Source organism: Kribbella sp. WER1 (genome assembly GCF_054189145.1).
Window position 1 is genome coordinate 5,444,737 of record NZ_CM135186.1, and the last position, 13,784, is coordinate 5,458,520.

A 13,784-nucleotide genomic window follows, 5' to 3' on the forward strand; every position below is an offset into this window, starting at 1 on the left:
CAAGTCCGGATCTCACTGTCCGCAGTCGCCTCATGCCGGAACTGGTGCAGATTCTCCGGTTTCTCTGCACAGAAGTGCAAAACCTGTAACGCTTTGCAGTCCGCTGCCGATGAATCGACTGTTGGACCACTGACGGGTCGGCGCGGCCAGGGAGGGGTGTCGCGCCGCCCGTTCGGTCGGTCAGGCGGTGGGCACCGGGCTAACGTCGATCGCGTCGAGCTCGGTGTAGCAGTCGCCCTTGGTGAACTTCAGCGTGTTCCAGCCCGCGTTCAGCGGCAGGTCGACCGCCGACTCCCCGAGCAGGTCCCAGCTGTACGACGGGTAGCTGACGGTCGCCGGAGCCCCGCCGTTCGCGGACACCCGGTGGCTGCAGACCGTCCCCATCCCGTTCGCGCCGCGGGCGCGGATCCGGTACGTCCCGGCGCTGCCGACCTGGAACCGGAACGTCACCGAGCTGTCCGGGTAGTCGATGTAGCCGATCTTCGCCCCACCGGAGGCCGACGCGATCGACACCTTCCTCGCGTTCGTGACGGTCGCGTTCGCGGTCTGCTCGGCCTCGAACCGGGTGATCGGTACGCCGGTCAGCGCGCCGTACCAGCGAATCGCGGCCTTCGATGCGGCGCCGTAGTTCGGATGCCACATGTCGACGAAGTCGTACGGCTGGAAGAGCCCGGAGTTCGCGTCGACATAGTGCACGTGCGAGCCGGCCGCCGCGACGATGCCGGGGATCATGGCGTTGAACGCCGCGACCCGGGCGTAGTGGTTCGGGTCCGCGAGCTGCGGGAGGTTGGCGACGAACAGCTGGACGTCCGGCAGGGTCGTGGTGATCGTGCCGACGAGCGTGGCCAGTTTGCCGGGCGCGGCGCCCGCGGAGGCGTCGTCGTACATGTCGTTGGTACCGATCTGGAGCGTGATCACGTCCGGCCGGTAGGTGGTCAGCCAGCCGGTGACGTTGTCCTGGATCTGGCCGATCGTCCAGCCGCCGTGGCCTTCGTGGTCGCGGTCGCCGAGGACACCGGCCGGGCCGCTGGTCACCGATCCGACGAAGTCCACCGGCCGATTGTCGGCGCGCAACAGCTGCCAGAGGTCGGCCCGGTACGCCGCGCCGACGGCATCGCCGCCCGCGGTGTTGGAATCGCCCAAGGGCATGATCCTGGTCGGTGCCGCTCGGTCGATCGGTACTGCGGGTTGGTCGGCGGCCGGTGCCGGGCCGAGAGTGAAGACCAGGGCACCGAGGCTGGCAAGGGCGGGCAGAGCACGAACGATCCCACGCATGGGCGTCTCCTTCGGGGCGGGTGGCCCCGATCATCGGCACCCGGGCGTGGCGCGGCAATCTATTCGACCGGCCTGGAACCCGTCACGAGTTCGTCGATCAGCGGGCCGGCGATCGCCATCAGCCGCTCGGGCGGTACGTCGAGGCCGTCGAGCTTGACCAGATGCCGGGAGACCACGAGTCCGAGCGTCAGCGCTCCGATCACGCCGGACCGGACCAGGGCGTCGTCACCGGGGAGCTGCGCGGCGATCTGGCGTTGTTGCGCGGTCATCGCGGCGCGGACCTCGGTGGCCGCTTCCGGGTGGCTGAACATCGCGCGGAGTGCGGCGAGGGCGGCGGCCGGTTCCTCGGTCAGCTTTTCGGTCAGGGCCGCGCCGAGCTGGGTCGCGATCTCGTCCGGTGTGCCCTCGATCGCGCCGTCTGCGGGGATCGCCGCGGCCTGCGCGAACAGTTGCGCCTTCGAGCCGAAGTACCGCATCACGAGCCCGGGGTCGCTGCCGGCCTGGGCGGCGACCATCCGGACGGTGGTCCGGTCGAACCCGTGCTCGCCGAACAGCTCGCGCGCCGCGGTGAGGATCCGGCTCTCGGTCAGCCGGCGCTGCTCCGCCCTGGTCGTCATCCGCTCAGTCTACGCATGTTGACCGATGGTGTTAGGGTTTGAGTCAACGCCCGTAGACTGAAAGTGGATGACGATGACTCAGACGATCGTGCTGGCCTTCCTGGCCGGACTGGTGGCGCTCAACGGCGCCCCGCATTTCGTGGCCGGCATCACCGGCCGTGAGTTCCCGAACCTGACCGGGAACTCGGCCACCAACAACGCCGTCGGCGGCCTGATCTCACTGGTCGCCGCCGCCGTCCTGCTGTCCCTGTCCCACCTCTCCGCCCACCCGTGGGCGGCCCTCCCGGCCGGCCTCGCCGGAGCCCTGCTGATGACCGTCTTCCACGCCCGCCGCGGCGCCTACTGGCTCAGCTCCCGCTTCGGCAGACCACTTCCGAATGCCTGACCGTTAAGGTCAGGAGCATGAGTGGTGAGGCGTTGCTGGTGTTCGACGACGGGTTGACGGCGTACGACTTCGGCCGTGGGCACCCGATGAGTCCGATCCGGGTGGAGCTGACGATCAAGCTCGCCCGGGAGCTCGGCGTCCTCGATCAGCTCAAGATCGTGCCCGCGCGGGTCGCGGACGACGCGTTGCTCGAGACCGTGCACACCGCGGAGTACGTCGCCGCGGTGAAGCGGGCCGGCGAGCACCCCGACGACGCCGACCCGGAGCACGGACTCGGTACGTCGGACACGTACTGCTTCCCGCATATGCACGAGGTGTCCGCGCGGATCGCCGGCGCCTCCGTGGAGGCGGCCCGTGCGGTCTGGGAGGGCGACGTACTGCACGCCGCGAACATTGCCGGCGGCCTGCACCACGCGATGCCCAACCAGGCCAGCGGATTCTGCGTGTACAACGACCCGGCGATCGCGATTCGCTGGCTGCTCGACCACGGCGCGGAGCGGGTCGCGTACGTCGATGTCGACGTGCACCACGGGGACGGCGTACAGACCGTCTTCTACAACGACCCGCGCGTCCTGACGGTCAGCCTGCACGAGTCGCCCACCACGCTCTTCCCAGGCACCGGGAGTGCCGGCGAGACCGGTGGCCCGGACGCGGACGGTACGGCGGTCAACGTCGCGCTGCCGCCCGGCACCGGCGACGCGGGCTGGTTGCGCGCGTTCCACGCCGTCGTACCGGACGTGGTGAAGGCGTTCCGCCCGCAAGTGCTCGTCACCCAGCACGGGTGCGACTCGCACGTCGAGGACCCGCTGGCGCACCTGACGAAGACCGTCGACGGGCAGCGGGCGGCGTACCTCGCGCTGCACGACCTCGCGCATCAGCTGACCGACGGGAAGTGGATCGCTACCGGCGGTGGCGGGTACGCGATCATCGACGTGGTGCCGCGGGCGTGGACGCATCTGCTGGCGATCGTCGCCGGGAACCCGATCGACCCGGCGACGGCGGTGCCGGAGGCGTGGCGCGAGGAGGTCCAGCTCCGGTTCGGGCGGGTCGCGCCGCTGCGGATGACCGACGGGCGGGATCCGGCGTACGTCGACTGGTCGTCCGGTTACAACCCCGATACCTGGCTGGATCGCGCGATCAACGCGACACGCGAAGCGAGCTTCCCTCTTCTCGGGCTGGATCCTTCCTATTGAGTCACAGGAGTCCCCCTCTTTCCCATTCGTACCAACAGCCACTACGCTCGTTCTATGCACGGACGGAGGTGCCGGAGGGGAAGCCGGCGCACGATCCGTGCTGGAAGTGCGGTGCGCAATGGCATCAAAGAAGTCCGGTGGTGAGCAGCCGCTCGCCGAGGTGAAGTTCCTGACCGTGGCGGAGGTCGCCACGGCCATGCGCGTGTCCAAGATGACCGTGTACCGACTGGTGCACTCCGGTGAGCTGCCCGCGGTGCGGGTGGGTCGTTCGTTCCGGGTCTCCGAGGATGCCGTGCACGACTACCTCAAGGGCGCCTTCTTCCAGGCCGGATAACAACACACCGAAGGGGCCGGATCCACGGATCCGGCCCCTTCGTCATGTCCTACCGTTCGAGGAGCGCGCGGACGGCGCCGGCGATCTCGGCGGGTGACTCCTCGGCCATGAAGTGGCCCGCGGTCGTCGTCCGGTGCTGGAGGTCGGTGGCCCAGGTCTTCCAGCGGCCGGCTGCGTCGAAGCCGAGCGCGGCGCCCCAGTCCTGCTGGAGCACGGTCACCGGCATCCGCAGCTTGTTGCCCGCGGCAAGATCCTCGGTGTCCTGCGCGACGTCCACGGTCGCCGAGGCCCGGTAGTCGGCGACGATCGACGGTACGGCGTTCCGCGACGCCTCCAGGTACGCCGCCCGGACGTCGGCCGGGATCGCCTGCGGATCGTTCGCCCAGACGTCCAGGAAGTACCCGAAGAACTCGTCCGCCGACCCCGCGATCATCCGCTCCGGCAGGCCGGGTGGCTGCGCCATCAGGTACAGGTGGAACCCGACCGCCGCGCTCGCCCCGTGCATCACGTCCCACATGTCGAGCGTCGGCAGTACGTCGAGGCTCAACAGGTGCGTGACTGCGTCCGGATGGTCGAGCCCCGCCCGGAACGCCACCAACGCACCCCGGTCGTGCCCGGCCAGCGCGAACCGCGGATGCCCGAGCGCCGCGACGACCGCGACCACGTCCGCGGCCATCTCCCGCTTCGAGTACCCGTCCGCCGGCTTGTCGCTGGCGCCGTACCCGCGGAGGTCCGGACAGATGACGGTGTGGTCCGCGGCTAGGTCCCGCGCGACGTGCCGCCACATCACGTGCGTCTGCGGGAAGCCGTGCAGCAACACGACCGGCGTACCTGATCCGCCGACGGCGACGTTCAGCTCGACCTCGTCGGTCCCGCGCACCCGGGCGTACTCGAATCCCTCGATCTTCATGGCCCCAGCGTCGCGCGGACCGATGAGCAGTGGATGAGCGTTACCGTGGCCGGGTGGAGTTCGGCGTACTCGGGCCGGTGGTGGCCTGGGATCGGCAACAGGTCGATCTGAAGGGGCCACGGCACCGGGCGGTGCTGGCGCGGCTGCTCGTCGCGCGCGGGCGCGTCGTACCGGCGAGGGTGCTGGTGGACGACCTGTGGGCGGATCCGCCGGAGGGGGCGTTGAGCGCGCTGCGGACATTCGTCGCGGCGCTGCGGCGGGCGATCGAACCGGATCGGACGCCGCGGGCTCCGGCGCGGCTGCTCGTGACCGACGGGCCGGGGTACGCGCTGCGCACCGAGAACGTCGATGCGCGGCGGTTCGAAAGCGTTGTCCAGGCGGTTTCCCCGACGCTTTCCGAGTTGCAGGAGGCGTTGGGGTGGTGGCGCGGGCCGGCGTACGCCGAGTTCGCGGAGGAGCCGTGGGCGTTGGCGGAGCGGAGCCGGTTGACCGAGCTGCGGCTGCGGGCCGTGGAGCGAGTGGGGGAGACGCGGCTGGAGTCGGGGCAGGCGGCCGCGGCGGTGCCGGATCTGGACGCGCATGTGACCGAGCATCCGTGGCGGGAAGACGCTTGGCGGTTGCTCGCTCTTGCGTTGTACCGCAGCGATCGGCAGGGGGATGCGCTCGCCGTACTGCGTCGTGCGCGCGAGACGTTGGCCGGGCAGCTCGGGGTGGATCCCGGGCCGGCGTTGGTACGGCTCGAGCGCGACATCCTCAACCAGGCAACGCATCTCGCCCCGGCCGGCAACGTGTGGGCCGAGACCACGGCGGCGTACGACCGGGCCGTCGGAGGCCGTCGTGCGCGGATCGAGTCGACCGTCGGGCTGCTCCGGAATCTCGCGGTGACCGGCGGCGGAGGTCTCGAGGCCGCGCGCCGGCATCGGCTCGCGGCGGTACGGGCGGCGGAGGAGTTGGGGGATCCGGACGTCACGGCGCGGATCATCGGGGCGTACGACGTACCGGCGATCTGGACGCGATCCGACGACGAGGCGCAGGCGGCGGCGATCGTGGCCGCGGCCGAACGGGTGCTGCCGACGCAGGACCATCCGAGCATCCGCGCGCGGCTGCTGGCGACGATCGCGTTGGAGTCGCGCGGGTCCCGGGACATCCGTCCGCGCGAGGCTGCGCGGGAGGCCGAGCAGCTTGCGCGGGGGCTGGATGATCCTGCGTTGCTGGCGTTCACGTTGAACGGCGTCTTCATGCAGACCTGCTACCGCGCGGGTCTCGCGGCGGACCGCGATGCGATCGGTGCGGAGCTTGTGACGTTGTCGCAGCGCCACAACCTCTTTACTTATGAGGTTCTCGGGCATCTGATCCGTCTGCAGTCGGCGTGCGCCCGGGCCGATCACACAGCCGCCGACACCCACGCGGCAGCCGCGGACGCTCTGGCCGGCCGCCACGAACTCCCGCTCGTCACGGTCTTCACCCGCTGGTACGCCGCCCTCCGTACCGACACCCCGGAGTCGTACCGGGCCGCCGCCGTTCTCCTCCCCGACGCCGGCATGCCCGGCCTGACCGAAGGCCTACTCCCACTCGCCCTGGCCACCCATGCCATCCGCCACCACAAACCCGTCCCACCCGCCGACTACGGCCCCCACACTCCTTGGATCCATGGAGGGGCGGATCCACCACCGGGACTTCTGCTCGAGGTGCACTGGGCGTTGGCGGCACATGCGGCGCGGCAGGCCGGTGACGGTGAGCTGCTGGCGGCGGCGCAGGAAGCGCTCGCGCCCGCGGCCGGCGAACACGCGGCGGGCAGCGGGCTGATCACCCTGGGCCCGATCGCCGGCTACCTGACCTAGAGCGCGGTCGCCCCGGCTAGAGGTCGTCCGGCGAGCCGGTCTCCGACTTGCGGCCGGCCTGCTGCCGCAACTCGTGGTGCGACTGATGAGCGGTCGTCCGGTAGGCCTCCTCGTACGCCGCCAGCGCGCCCGCCACCCCGGACCCGCGTCCCCGGCGCTTCGCCCAGGACGCGAACCAGGTCAGCCCGGCGAGCACCACCGCGACACCCGCGAGGAACACGACGTAGGCCATGATCCCCACGCTACCTCGCACTCCCAGCCGGCTCCCAGGAAGCTTCCAGGGCCGTCGCAGTCCGCCCCACCAGGATGGAAACACCAACCTGAAGGAGGCTCCCGATGCCGATCCGTATCGTCAGAACCGTTGCCGTAGGCACCATCGCGACCCTGGGCCTGGCCGCCGTCGCCTTCACCCCTGCCGCCTACGCGAGCACCAGCAAGCACACCGCCACCCCGCATCTGGCGATCCTCACCGAGCCGGTCGCCCCGGCCGGCTCCCGGAAAGCCGCCTAGAGCTCGAGGCTCCAGTCGTTGCAGCGCATCCAGTGCTCCTTCGGGTACTCGAGGTCGCGCTCGCCGAGAAACGTGAACCCGGCCCTCCGGCACAGCGCGTTCGACGCCTGGTTGGCCACTCCGGGATACGCGTGCAGCGTCCGATGCGACCGGGCCGCGGCCGCCACCCGTGCCACCTCGTGCACCGCGGCCGTGGCCAGCCCCCGGCCCTGGAACTCGGGCAGGATCGCCCAGCCCGTCTCCCAGACGGTCTCGTCGCCCTCGGCGTGCTCCCAGTAGCCGATCGATCCGGCACGATCGCCCTCGTCGGTGACGATCACGAACATCTGCCCGGCGAACGCGTTCTCGGTGTACCTCCGGTGCCGGTCCCGCAGCTTGCCGGGCGTCTCCGGGCCGCCGATGTACGCCGTCATCTCCGGCGTGTTGCACCGCTCGAGCAGCCCGAAGTCCTGCTCACCCCAAGCATCCAGCGTCACCATGGACGCAGTACATCAGCCGGCACCGACAACCTCAGGCCGCGCGGGCGCGGAACGCCAGCGCGTGCGGGATGTCGTGCCCCGCGGGTTCCTCGAACCGCTCGGCGATCAGCCCGCTCGCGACGATCGCGTTCAGGTAGTCGGCGAGGGTGAGATGCGACATCCCGATCCGCCGCCGAATCCCCTCCGCCGCCCACCACGGCTTGTCGGTGTGCCAGCCGGTCTGCCGGTACGTCTGGTACACGGTCCGCCGCCCGTCGTCCTCGTACACGACGTGCGGCCCGTTGAAGCACGGATGCACGCCGTACGCGACCAGCACGCCCCCGGGACGCAGCACCCGCGCGGCCTCCCGCAGTACGGCGCCGAAGTCGTCGACGTCGGTGGAGATCCACACCGTGATCGCGGTGTCGAACGACGCGTCCGCGAACGGCAGCACCGCGGCGTCGCCGTGCAGCAGGGGGCCGTCCGTCCGCATCCGGGCACGCCCGAGCTGGTCAATCGAGAAGTCCAGGCCGACGACGCTGCGGCCGCTCGCGCGGATGCTCTCGAAGTTCCGCCCGGTGCCGCAGCCGATGTCCAGGCACGGGCCCGAACCGGGGCCGAGCAGCTCCAGCAGACCCGGTTGATGGGTCTCGCCGCCGTCCACGAAACGCTCGTCGTACCACTCCGCCAGACCGTCGTACCGTGCCCGCATCCGGCCTCCCCAGGTAGGGTGCCAGTCTAGTAGAGGAGCCTGCTTTAGGTCGGGGAAGCGACCTACGGGTAAGCTTTGCCGACGTTCTCTTTGAGTTTGGATGGTCAGACGTGGGTTCCGTTATCAAGAAGCGCCGTAAGCGTATGGCGAAGAAGAAGCACCGCAAGCTGCTGAAGAAGACGCGGGTGCAGCGCCGCAAGCTCGGCAAGTAGGCAGTTCTGCCGCGCCCGGTCCGGCTGGGGGTAGCTCGTGGCACAGGTAGTGATGGTGACCGGCGTCTCGAGGGACGCCGGTGCTCGCTGTGCCCGGAGACTGGCCGAGGACCCGTCGATCGGCACCGTGATCGGTGTCGACGTGGTCCCGCCGCGCGCGGAGCTCGGTCGGGTCCGGTTCGTCCGGGCCGACATCCGTAACCCGGTGATCGCCAAGGTGATCGCCGCGGAGGATGTGGACACGGTCGTCCACACCGGCGTCGTGGCCACCCCCGGCAGCGCCGGCGGCCGGTCGTCGATGAAGGAGATCAACGTCATCGGCACCATGCAGCTGCTCGCCGCGTGCCAGAAGGCGCCCGGCGTGGCGAAGCTGGTGGTGAAGTCGTCGACCACGGTGTACGGCGCGGGTCCGCGGGATCCGGCGATGTTCACCGAGGAGATGGCGCCGCGGGCGATCCACCATCACGGGCTGAGCAAGGACGCGGTCGAGGTCGAGGGGTACGTGCGGGGTTTCGCCCGGCGCCGCCCCGACGTCTGCGTCAGCACGCTCCGGATGGCGAACTGGATCGGCCCGAAGACCGACTCCCCGATCACCCGGTACTTCGGGCTCCCCGTCGTACCGACGGTGTTCGGGTACGACGCGCGCCTGCAGTTCCTGCACGAGGACGACGGCGTCGAGGCGATCCGCCATGCCACCGTGCACCACCTCGCGGGCACGTTCAACCTGGCCGGCGACGGCGTACTGTCGCTCTCCCAGGCGATCCGCCGGCTCGGCCGCCCGACGCTGCGGCTGCCGTCGTTCACCGCATCGAGTACGGCGGCGGTCGTCCGGCGCGCGCGGCTCGCGGACTTCTCGCCGGACCAGATCACGTTCCTGACGTACGGGCGGGGCGTCGACACGACGCGGATGCGCACGGACTTCGGGTTCGAACCGCAGTACACGACCGCCGAGGCCTTCGACGACTTCCGCCGCTCCCTCGGCACCGGCGCGATGACCCACGCCACCGCCCTACTCCACGCCGGCCTCGGAGCCCTCCGTGGCTGACGCCGACATCATCCCGATCGGCACGGGCGCGACGACCCATGCCACCGGCCTGCCGTACGCCGGGCGGGGGGTGCCCCGTGGCTGACGCGGACATCATCCCGATCGGCACCGGCGGCCGCCCCGGCCGCGGCAACCGCCGCACCACCCCATCAGCCGCCGCCCGAGCCCTCGCCGGCGACAACCCCCGCCCGAAGAAGACCACCCGCCGCGCCGACCGCCCGGCGGCCGCAGCGCCGTCCTCCGACGACGCGACGACAACACCCCGCGAAACGACGTCCACCGGAGGAGCCGCGGGCGCCGCGGGCAGCACCGGGCGAGGTGCGGCGAGCAGCCGCAGGTCGGCCGGCGGACATACGGCGGCACCCGAGCGCGGATCGGCCACCGGAGGAGCCGCGGGCAGCACCGAGCGAAGTGCGGCGGCCACGAGCGGAGCCGCGGGCAGCACCGGGCGAAGTGCGGCGGCCACGAGCGGAGCCGCGGGCAGCACCGGGCGAAGTGCGGCGGCCACGAGCGGAGCCGCGGGCAGCACCGGGCGAAGTGCGGCGGCCGCGGGCGCAGCGGGTGCCGCCGGGCGAGGTGCGGTGAGCAGCCGCCGGTCAGCCGGGGGACGTGCGGCAGCGGCCGAGCGCGGAGCGATGACCGGGCGCGGGGCGGCGGCCCGACCTGGGGCGGATGCCGGCGGTCCGCGGCTGGAAGCTGTCGGTGGCACGGGAAGCCGCGCCGGAGATGCGGTTCCCGGGGACGTGCCGGATGTCGACGGACCGGACGGATCCGGGCTGGGGCTCGGCAGGCCGGACGGGTCCGGGCTGGGGCTCGGCGGGCTCGACTTCGGGCGGCTCGAGCGTGGGGTGCGGGAGATGTTCGGGGCGGACGGGGAGCGGCGGGTCGCTGAGTGGCTGGCGTTCCTGCGGCGGCGGCTGACGGGGGAGTACGAGCTCGACGAGTTCGGGTACGACGCGGACCTGACCGACCAGGTACTGCTGCCGATGCTGCGGCCGATGGTGGAGAACTGGTTCCGGGTCGAGGTCCGGGGGATCGAGAACATCCCGGCCGACGGCAGCGCGCTGATCGTCGCGAACCACTCCGGCACGATGCCGCTCGACGGGCTGGTCAGCCAGGTCGTGGTCGCGGACCACACCGGCCGGCCGCTGCGGACGCTGGCGGCGGACCTGGTGTTCCAGACGCCGTTCGTCGGCGAACTGTCCCGCAAGGGCGGCGCCACGCTCGCGAACAACGACGACGCCGAACGGCTGCTCCGCCAGGGCAACCTGGTCGGTGTCTGGCCGGAAGGTTTCAAGGGTCTCGGCAAGCCGTTCGCCGAGCGGTACAAGCTGCAGCGGTTCGGCCGCGGCGGGTTCGTCAGCGCCGCGATGCGCACCGGCGTACCGATCGTGCCGTGCTCGATCGTCGGCGCCGAGGAGATCTACCCGCTCGTCGGCAACATCGCCTCCCTGGCCCGACTGCTCGGCGTCCCGTACATCCCGGTCACCCCGTTCTTCCCCCTGCTCGGTCCCCTCGGCCTGATCCCGCTACCGTCCAAGTGGCTGATCGAGTTCGGCGAACCCATCCGCACCGACGACTTCCCCGAAGGCGCCGCCGACGACCCCATGCTGGTCTTCAACGTCACCGACCAGGTCCGCGAAACCATCCAACAAACCCTCTACACCCTCCTAATGCAACGCCGCAGCGTCTTCTTCTAACCCCCCACTCCCCGGCGCTCGGCCCCCCGCGCCACCTGCTCCCGCCCCCGGCCCCCGCGCCGCGCCCAGCGCTTCCCCACTCCCGCGCCACGCGCGTCCGCTCCCGCTCCCGCGTTCCCGCGCCGCGCTTCCGCGCTCCCGCGCCACGCGCGTCCGCGCCCCCGCCCCGGGCCGCGCGAACCCGCGTGGTCCTGTGACCGCCGCAGACCCCGGCCGACGCCGCGCCTCCGCGCGCGAGGGGATATCCGCTCGTGTTGTGGGTTCTCTGCTCTTACACCAGGGGAGAACCCACAACAGCAAGGGATATCCGCTCGTGCGCCGCCGGGGGTTCTGGGGCGGGGCGGCGGGGGAACGACGCAGCCCCCGGCTTGGGAGCCGGGGGCTGGGGGGCTGAGGGGCCTGTTACTTCCAGGGTGGAAGGAGGGTCTGGATTAGACCTGGCAGGTTGATCAGCGGTGTTGTTGGGAATGGCCAGGGCCACGACGGTGTGGCTGGGGGGAGGGTTGAAGGCAGCACCGTGGGGGTCGCAATCGGCGAGTTTGACGACGACGGTTTGGGTGGAGTCTTCAGGACGGTCGGCGGCGGAGCGGTGGACTCCTCGACGATCGTCGTGTTCGGCACCTTGGTCGGCGTGGTGCCTGGTTGCTGTGAGGTCGAGTTCACCGGGGTCGGGATCGTCGAGGAAGCCTTCGGGCTGGTCGACGACGAGGCCTTGACCGGGTCGCTCGGCTCGTTCACGCCGGGGGTGGTGCGGTTCGGATGGTTGGTCGTGGTGCTGCCGGTGCTGGGGGCTCCGGCGGCCGGCTTCGGCGCATCGCACTTCGGGCACGCGGCCGTGGTGAGTTGCGTCAACTGCTCGATCGTGGCGAGCGCCTCGACACCGGACTTCAGCGATTCCGGCGGCAGCGTCGGCGTCACTCCCACCAAGGCCTGGCGGGCGCTGGTGAGGAAGGACGTGATCGCACCGATGGAACTCGCGTCGCTGTTCTGCTGGTACGACGCGAGCAGCCGGGACACGCCCTTGCGGGCCTGTGCCGAGAAGTCGTCGAGGGTCGCGTTGATGGTGTCCACCGAACCGCCGTTGCCGGTCAGCTCGCGGACTTCGGACAGCCGGGTCATCGCATGCTCGAGGTCGCGCCGGCCGCGGGAGTCGTCGCCGACACCCACGTTGGTCGCCACGTTCTCGATACTGCGCTTCATCCCGTACAACGTGTCGCCGGGCATCGCCTGCTGGGCGGCAGCGGCAGATCCGATGCCACCTCCCAGCAGCACCAGCGCGGCTGTCGAGGCCACCAACCGGATCTTCCGGCCCTGGCGGCGGCGGATATCTGTCACGGACGCGCCAACGTCCTCGCTACCCGGCGGGTCGTCCGAGTCGTCTGGTGCCGTGTGCACCGTCAGTTGAGTCGCAGTGGTCGCCGCTCGCGCCGCCGCCTGCTCCATCAGGCGGTGCCGCAGTTCGGCACTGAACTCGGGTCGCGGTGCAACTGCGCCGGCGGTCCTCAGCCGTCCGACCAGTTCCACAGCTTCCAGCAACTCTGGATCGTCGCCCAGTCGCGCGGAGTGACGGGGCCCGTGATCGACGGCGTGCGCGAATGCCTCCGCGCGCGCTCGAGCCCTGTGTAGGTCACTCATGAGTTCTCGTTCTCCTCAATGGCCAGTCGGGGTCACCGACAGGTCCTCACCAGGCAAACGAGGTAACTCCCTGACTGGTTACGAAAGACGTTCGTTGTCATCCGCCTCATCTCAAGTCCTTGGGGATAACCTTCGCCAAGTGCCGTACGGCTCTCAGTTGGAGTTGCTTGACGGCGCCCTCGGATTTCTCCAGCGCCTTGGCCGTCTCGGCGATCGACAATCCGGCGAAGAACCTCATCGTCAGGCAGTCGCGTTGCTCGTCGGGCAGGCCGGCGACCGCGTCCCGGAGGACCTCCGCCGTGGCCGCGGCCAGGACGTCGATCTCCGGGCCTTCGGTCTGCCGGTCGTGGGTCTCGATCTCGTCGGTGACCACTTCCAGCCGGACCCGGCCGGACTTGTAGTGGTCGGTGATCAGGTTCCGGGCGATCGTCACCAGCCAGGCTCCGAAGTCCCGGCCCTGCCAGCGGAAGGAGTCCAGGGCACGGAGCGCCCGGACGAACGTCTCGCTGGTCAGGTCCTCGGCGAGTGCCGATGACGACACCCGGGCGTAGATGTAGCGATAGACGGTGAGCGAGTACTCGTCGTACAGCTCACCGAAGGCACCGACGTCCCCGGCCTGGGCGCGATCGACGAGCTCTGCACGTCGCATCCCGTCCGGGCTTGGTTCCGGCGTGGTCAAGTTGTCTCCCCGTTCGACTGACACGTCGTTCGACACATCCGCGAATGGCCTCAGTAACTGAATCAGCACAGAGCGTTACCGCATGAGCACGTGCTGTCAACAGGCTGGGGCGTGCCGCCTTCCGTCCGGTCCGATGGTCACGAATGCGCCAGCGGACTGCGTCCGGTGCAAAACGGAGCAGCCTGCTGTCGGGGAGTTGGTACATCGCGCATGAGGATCCCCGCGCGGACGGGTTTCTGCAGTGTGAGGTTCGACAGAAGCTCGGCCGCGAAGTCACC

At 70.5% G+C, this 13,784-nt stretch carries 16 protein-coding genes; 8 read left to right on the top strand and 8 right to left on the bottom strand.

The window, feature by feature from the left end:
• Positions 1–180: 180 nt before the first annotated feature.
• Positions 181–1,275, bottom strand: coding sequence for a GDSL-type esterase/lipase family protein (locus ACXJJ3_RS26415; RefSeq protein WP_458164536.1), 1,095 nt, complete (start codon positions 1,273–1,275; stop codon positions 181–183).
• Positions 1,276–1,334: 59 nt separating this feature from the next.
• Positions 1,335–1,892 carry a TetR family transcriptional regulator gene (locus ACXJJ3_RS26420; RefSeq protein ID WP_458164537.1) on the bottom strand — a complete coding sequence of 186 codons (558 nt, stop codon included), beginning with the start codon at positions 1,890–1,892 and terminating at the stop codon, positions 1,335–1,337.
• Positions 1,893–1,959: 67 nt separating this feature from the next.
• Between ACXJJ3_RS26420 and ACXJJ3_RS26425 the strand changes: the two genes are divergently transcribed.
• The 3 genes from ACXJJ3_RS26425 to ACXJJ3_RS26435 all read left to right on the top strand — a co-directional run bounded on the left by ACXJJ3_RS26425 (position 1,960) and on the right by ACXJJ3_RS26435 (position 3,804).
• Entirely contained in the window at positions 1,960–2,277 is a 318-nt protein-coding gene (locus ACXJJ3_RS26425; protein WP_458164538.1) for a hypothetical protein, read from the top strand.
• Positions 2,278–2,294: 17 nt separating this feature from the next.
• Positions 2,295–3,470 (top strand): acetoin utilization protein AcuC, encoded by a 1,176-nt coding sequence (locus tag ACXJJ3_RS26430; protein WP_458164539.1) that lies wholly within the window; start codon positions 2,295–2,297, stop codon positions 3,468–3,470.
• A gap of 118 nt (positions 3,471–3,588) precedes the next feature.
• Positions 3,589–3,804 carry a helix-turn-helix domain-containing protein gene (locus tag ACXJJ3_RS26435; RefSeq protein WP_012923942.1) on the top strand — a complete coding sequence of 72 codons (216 nt, stop codon included), beginning with the start codon at positions 3,589–3,591 and terminating at the stop codon, positions 3,802–3,804.
• 49 nt (positions 3,805–3,853) lie between these two features.
• Here ACXJJ3_RS26435 and ACXJJ3_RS26440 read toward each other — a convergent pair whose 3' ends face one another.
• Positions 3,854–4,714 carry an alpha/beta fold hydrolase gene (locus ACXJJ3_RS26440; RefSeq protein WP_458164540.1) on the bottom strand — a complete coding sequence of 287 codons (861 nt, stop codon included), beginning with the start codon at positions 4,712–4,714 and terminating at the stop codon, positions 3,854–3,856.
• Positions 4,715–4,767: 53 nt separating this feature from the next.
• On the opposite strand from ACXJJ3_RS26440, the gene ACXJJ3_RS26445 reads away from it, so the two are divergent.
• Entirely contained in the window at positions 4,768–6,555 is a 1,788-nt protein-coding gene (locus ACXJJ3_RS26445; protein ID WP_458164541.1) for an AfsR/SARP family transcriptional regulator, read from the top strand.
• Positions 6,556–6,571: 16 nt separating this feature from the next.
• Here the strand turns inward: ACXJJ3_RS26445 and ACXJJ3_RS26450 are convergent, their stop codons facing one another.
• Positions 6,572–6,787, bottom strand: a complete 216-nt coding sequence (locus ACXJJ3_RS26450; RefSeq protein WP_458164542.1) for a hypothetical protein — start codon at positions 6,785–6,787, stop codon at positions 6,572–6,574.
• Positions 6,788–6,891: 104 nt separating this feature from the next.
• Between ACXJJ3_RS26450 and ACXJJ3_RS26455 the strand changes: the two genes are divergently transcribed.
• Positions 6,892–7,065 carry a hypothetical protein gene (locus ACXJJ3_RS26455; RefSeq protein ID WP_458164543.1) on the top strand — a complete coding sequence of 58 codons (174 nt, stop codon included), beginning with the start codon at positions 6,892–6,894 and terminating at the stop codon, positions 7,063–7,065.
• Here ACXJJ3_RS26455 and ACXJJ3_RS26460 read toward each other — a convergent pair.
• Together ACXJJ3_RS26460 and ACXJJ3_RS26465 are read right to left on the bottom strand one after the other, a co-directional pair.
• Positions 7,062–7,544 carry a GNAT family N-acetyltransferase gene (locus ACXJJ3_RS26460; RefSeq protein WP_458164544.1) on the bottom strand — a complete coding sequence of 161 codons (483 nt, stop codon included), beginning with the start codon at positions 7,542–7,544 and terminating at the stop codon, positions 7,062–7,064. The two genes, ACXJJ3_RS26455 and ACXJJ3_RS26460, sit on opposite strands and share 4 nt — an antisense overlap.
• 31 nt (positions 7,545–7,575) lie before the next feature.
• On the bottom strand, positions 7,576–8,235 hold the full coding sequence (locus ACXJJ3_RS26465; RefSeq protein ID WP_458164545.1) for a class I SAM-dependent methyltransferase: 660 nt from the start codon (positions 8,233–8,235) through the stop codon (positions 7,576–7,578).
• A gap of 110 nt (positions 8,236–8,345) precedes the next feature.
• Between ACXJJ3_RS26465 and ACXJJ3_RS26470 the strand changes: the two genes are divergently transcribed.
• The 3 genes from ACXJJ3_RS26470 to ACXJJ3_RS26480 all read left to right on the top strand — a co-directional run bounded on the left by ACXJJ3_RS26470 (position 8,346) and on the right by ACXJJ3_RS26480 (position 11,192).
• On the top strand, positions 8,346–8,447 hold the full coding sequence (locus tag ACXJJ3_RS26470) for a 30S ribosomal protein bS22 (protein WP_008356322.1): 102 nt from the start codon (positions 8,346–8,348) through the stop codon (positions 8,445–8,447).
• 52 nt (positions 8,448–8,499) lie between these two features.
• Entirely contained in the window at positions 8,500–9,492 is a 993-nt protein-coding gene (locus ACXJJ3_RS26475; RefSeq protein WP_458171952.1) for an NAD-dependent epimerase/dehydratase family protein, read from the top strand.
• Positions 9,493–9,569: 77 nt separating this feature from the next.
• Complete coding sequence (locus tag ACXJJ3_RS26480; RefSeq protein ID WP_458164546.1) at positions 9,570–11,192, top strand: lysophospholipid acyltransferase family protein; 1,623 nt, start codon at positions 9,570–9,572, stop codon at positions 11,190–11,192.
• 402 nt (positions 11,193–11,594) lie between these two features.
• On the opposite strand, the gene ACXJJ3_RS26485 is transcribed toward ACXJJ3_RS26480, so the two are convergent.
• The gene (locus ACXJJ3_RS26485; protein ID WP_458164547.1) at positions 11,595–12,527 is read right to left on the bottom strand and encodes a DUF5667 domain-containing protein; all 933 of its coding nucleotides are present in this window, start codon (positions 12,525–12,527) and stop codon (positions 11,595–11,597) included.
• A gap of 406 nt (positions 12,528–12,933) precedes the next feature.
• Entirely contained in the window at positions 12,934–13,476 is a 543-nt protein-coding gene (locus ACXJJ3_RS26490) for a sigma-70 family RNA polymerase sigma factor (protein WP_130384882.1), read from the bottom strand.
• Positions 13,477–13,784 lie beyond the last annotated feature (308 nt).

What these genes read in the sequence shown, in the direction of transcription:
- ACXJJ3_RS26465 (WP_458164545.1), bottom strand. Translation starts at nt 8,235, where the DNA reads ATGCGGGCACGGTACGACGGTCTGGCGGAGTGGTACGACGAGCGTTTC.
- ACXJJ3_RS26430 (WP_458164539.1), top strand. Translation starts at nt 2,295, where the DNA reads ATGAGTGGTGAGGCGTTGCTGGTGTTCGACGACGGGTTGACGGCGTAC.
- ACXJJ3_RS26455 (WP_458164543.1), top strand. Translation starts at nt 6,892, where the DNA reads ATGCCGATCCGTATCGTCAGAACCGTTGCCGTAGGCACCATCGCGACC.
- ACXJJ3_RS26460 (WP_458164544.1), bottom strand. Translation starts at nt 7,544, where the DNA reads ATGGTGACGCTGGATGCTTGGGGTGAGCAGGACTTCGGGCTGCTCGAG.
- ACXJJ3_RS26435 (WP_012923942.1), top strand. Translation starts at nt 3,589, where the DNA reads ATGGCATCAAAGAAGTCCGGTGGTGAGCAGCCGCTCGCCGAGGTGAAG.
- ACXJJ3_RS26420 (WP_458164537.1), bottom strand. Translation starts at nt 1,892, where the DNA reads ATGACGACCAGGGCGGAGCAGCGCCGGCTGACCGAGAGCCGGATCCTC.
- ACXJJ3_RS26440 (WP_458164540.1), bottom strand. Translation starts at nt 4,714, where the DNA reads ATGAAGATCGAGGGATTCGAGTACGCCCGGGTGCGCGGGACCGACGAG.
- ACXJJ3_RS26425 (WP_458164538.1), top strand. Translation starts at nt 1,960, where the DNA reads ATGACGATGACTCAGACGATCGTGCTGGCCTTCCTGGCCGGACTGGTG.
- ACXJJ3_RS26475 (WP_458171952.1), top strand. Translation starts at nt 8,500, where the DNA reads ATGGTGACCGGCGTCTCGAGGGACGCCGGTGCTCGCTGTGCCCGGAGA.
- ACXJJ3_RS26450 (WP_458164542.1), bottom strand. Translation starts at nt 6,787, where the DNA reads ATGGCCTACGTCGTGTTCCTCGCGGGTGTCGCGGTGGTGCTCGCCGGG.
- ACXJJ3_RS26490 (WP_130384882.1), bottom strand. Translation starts at nt 13,476, where the DNA reads ATGCGACGTGCAGAGCTCGTCGATCGCGCCCAGGCCGGGGACGTCGGT.
- ACXJJ3_RS26415 (WP_458164536.1), bottom strand. Translation starts at nt 1,275, where the DNA reads ATGCGTGGGATCGTTCGTGCTCTGCCCGCCCTTGCCAGCCTCGGTGCC.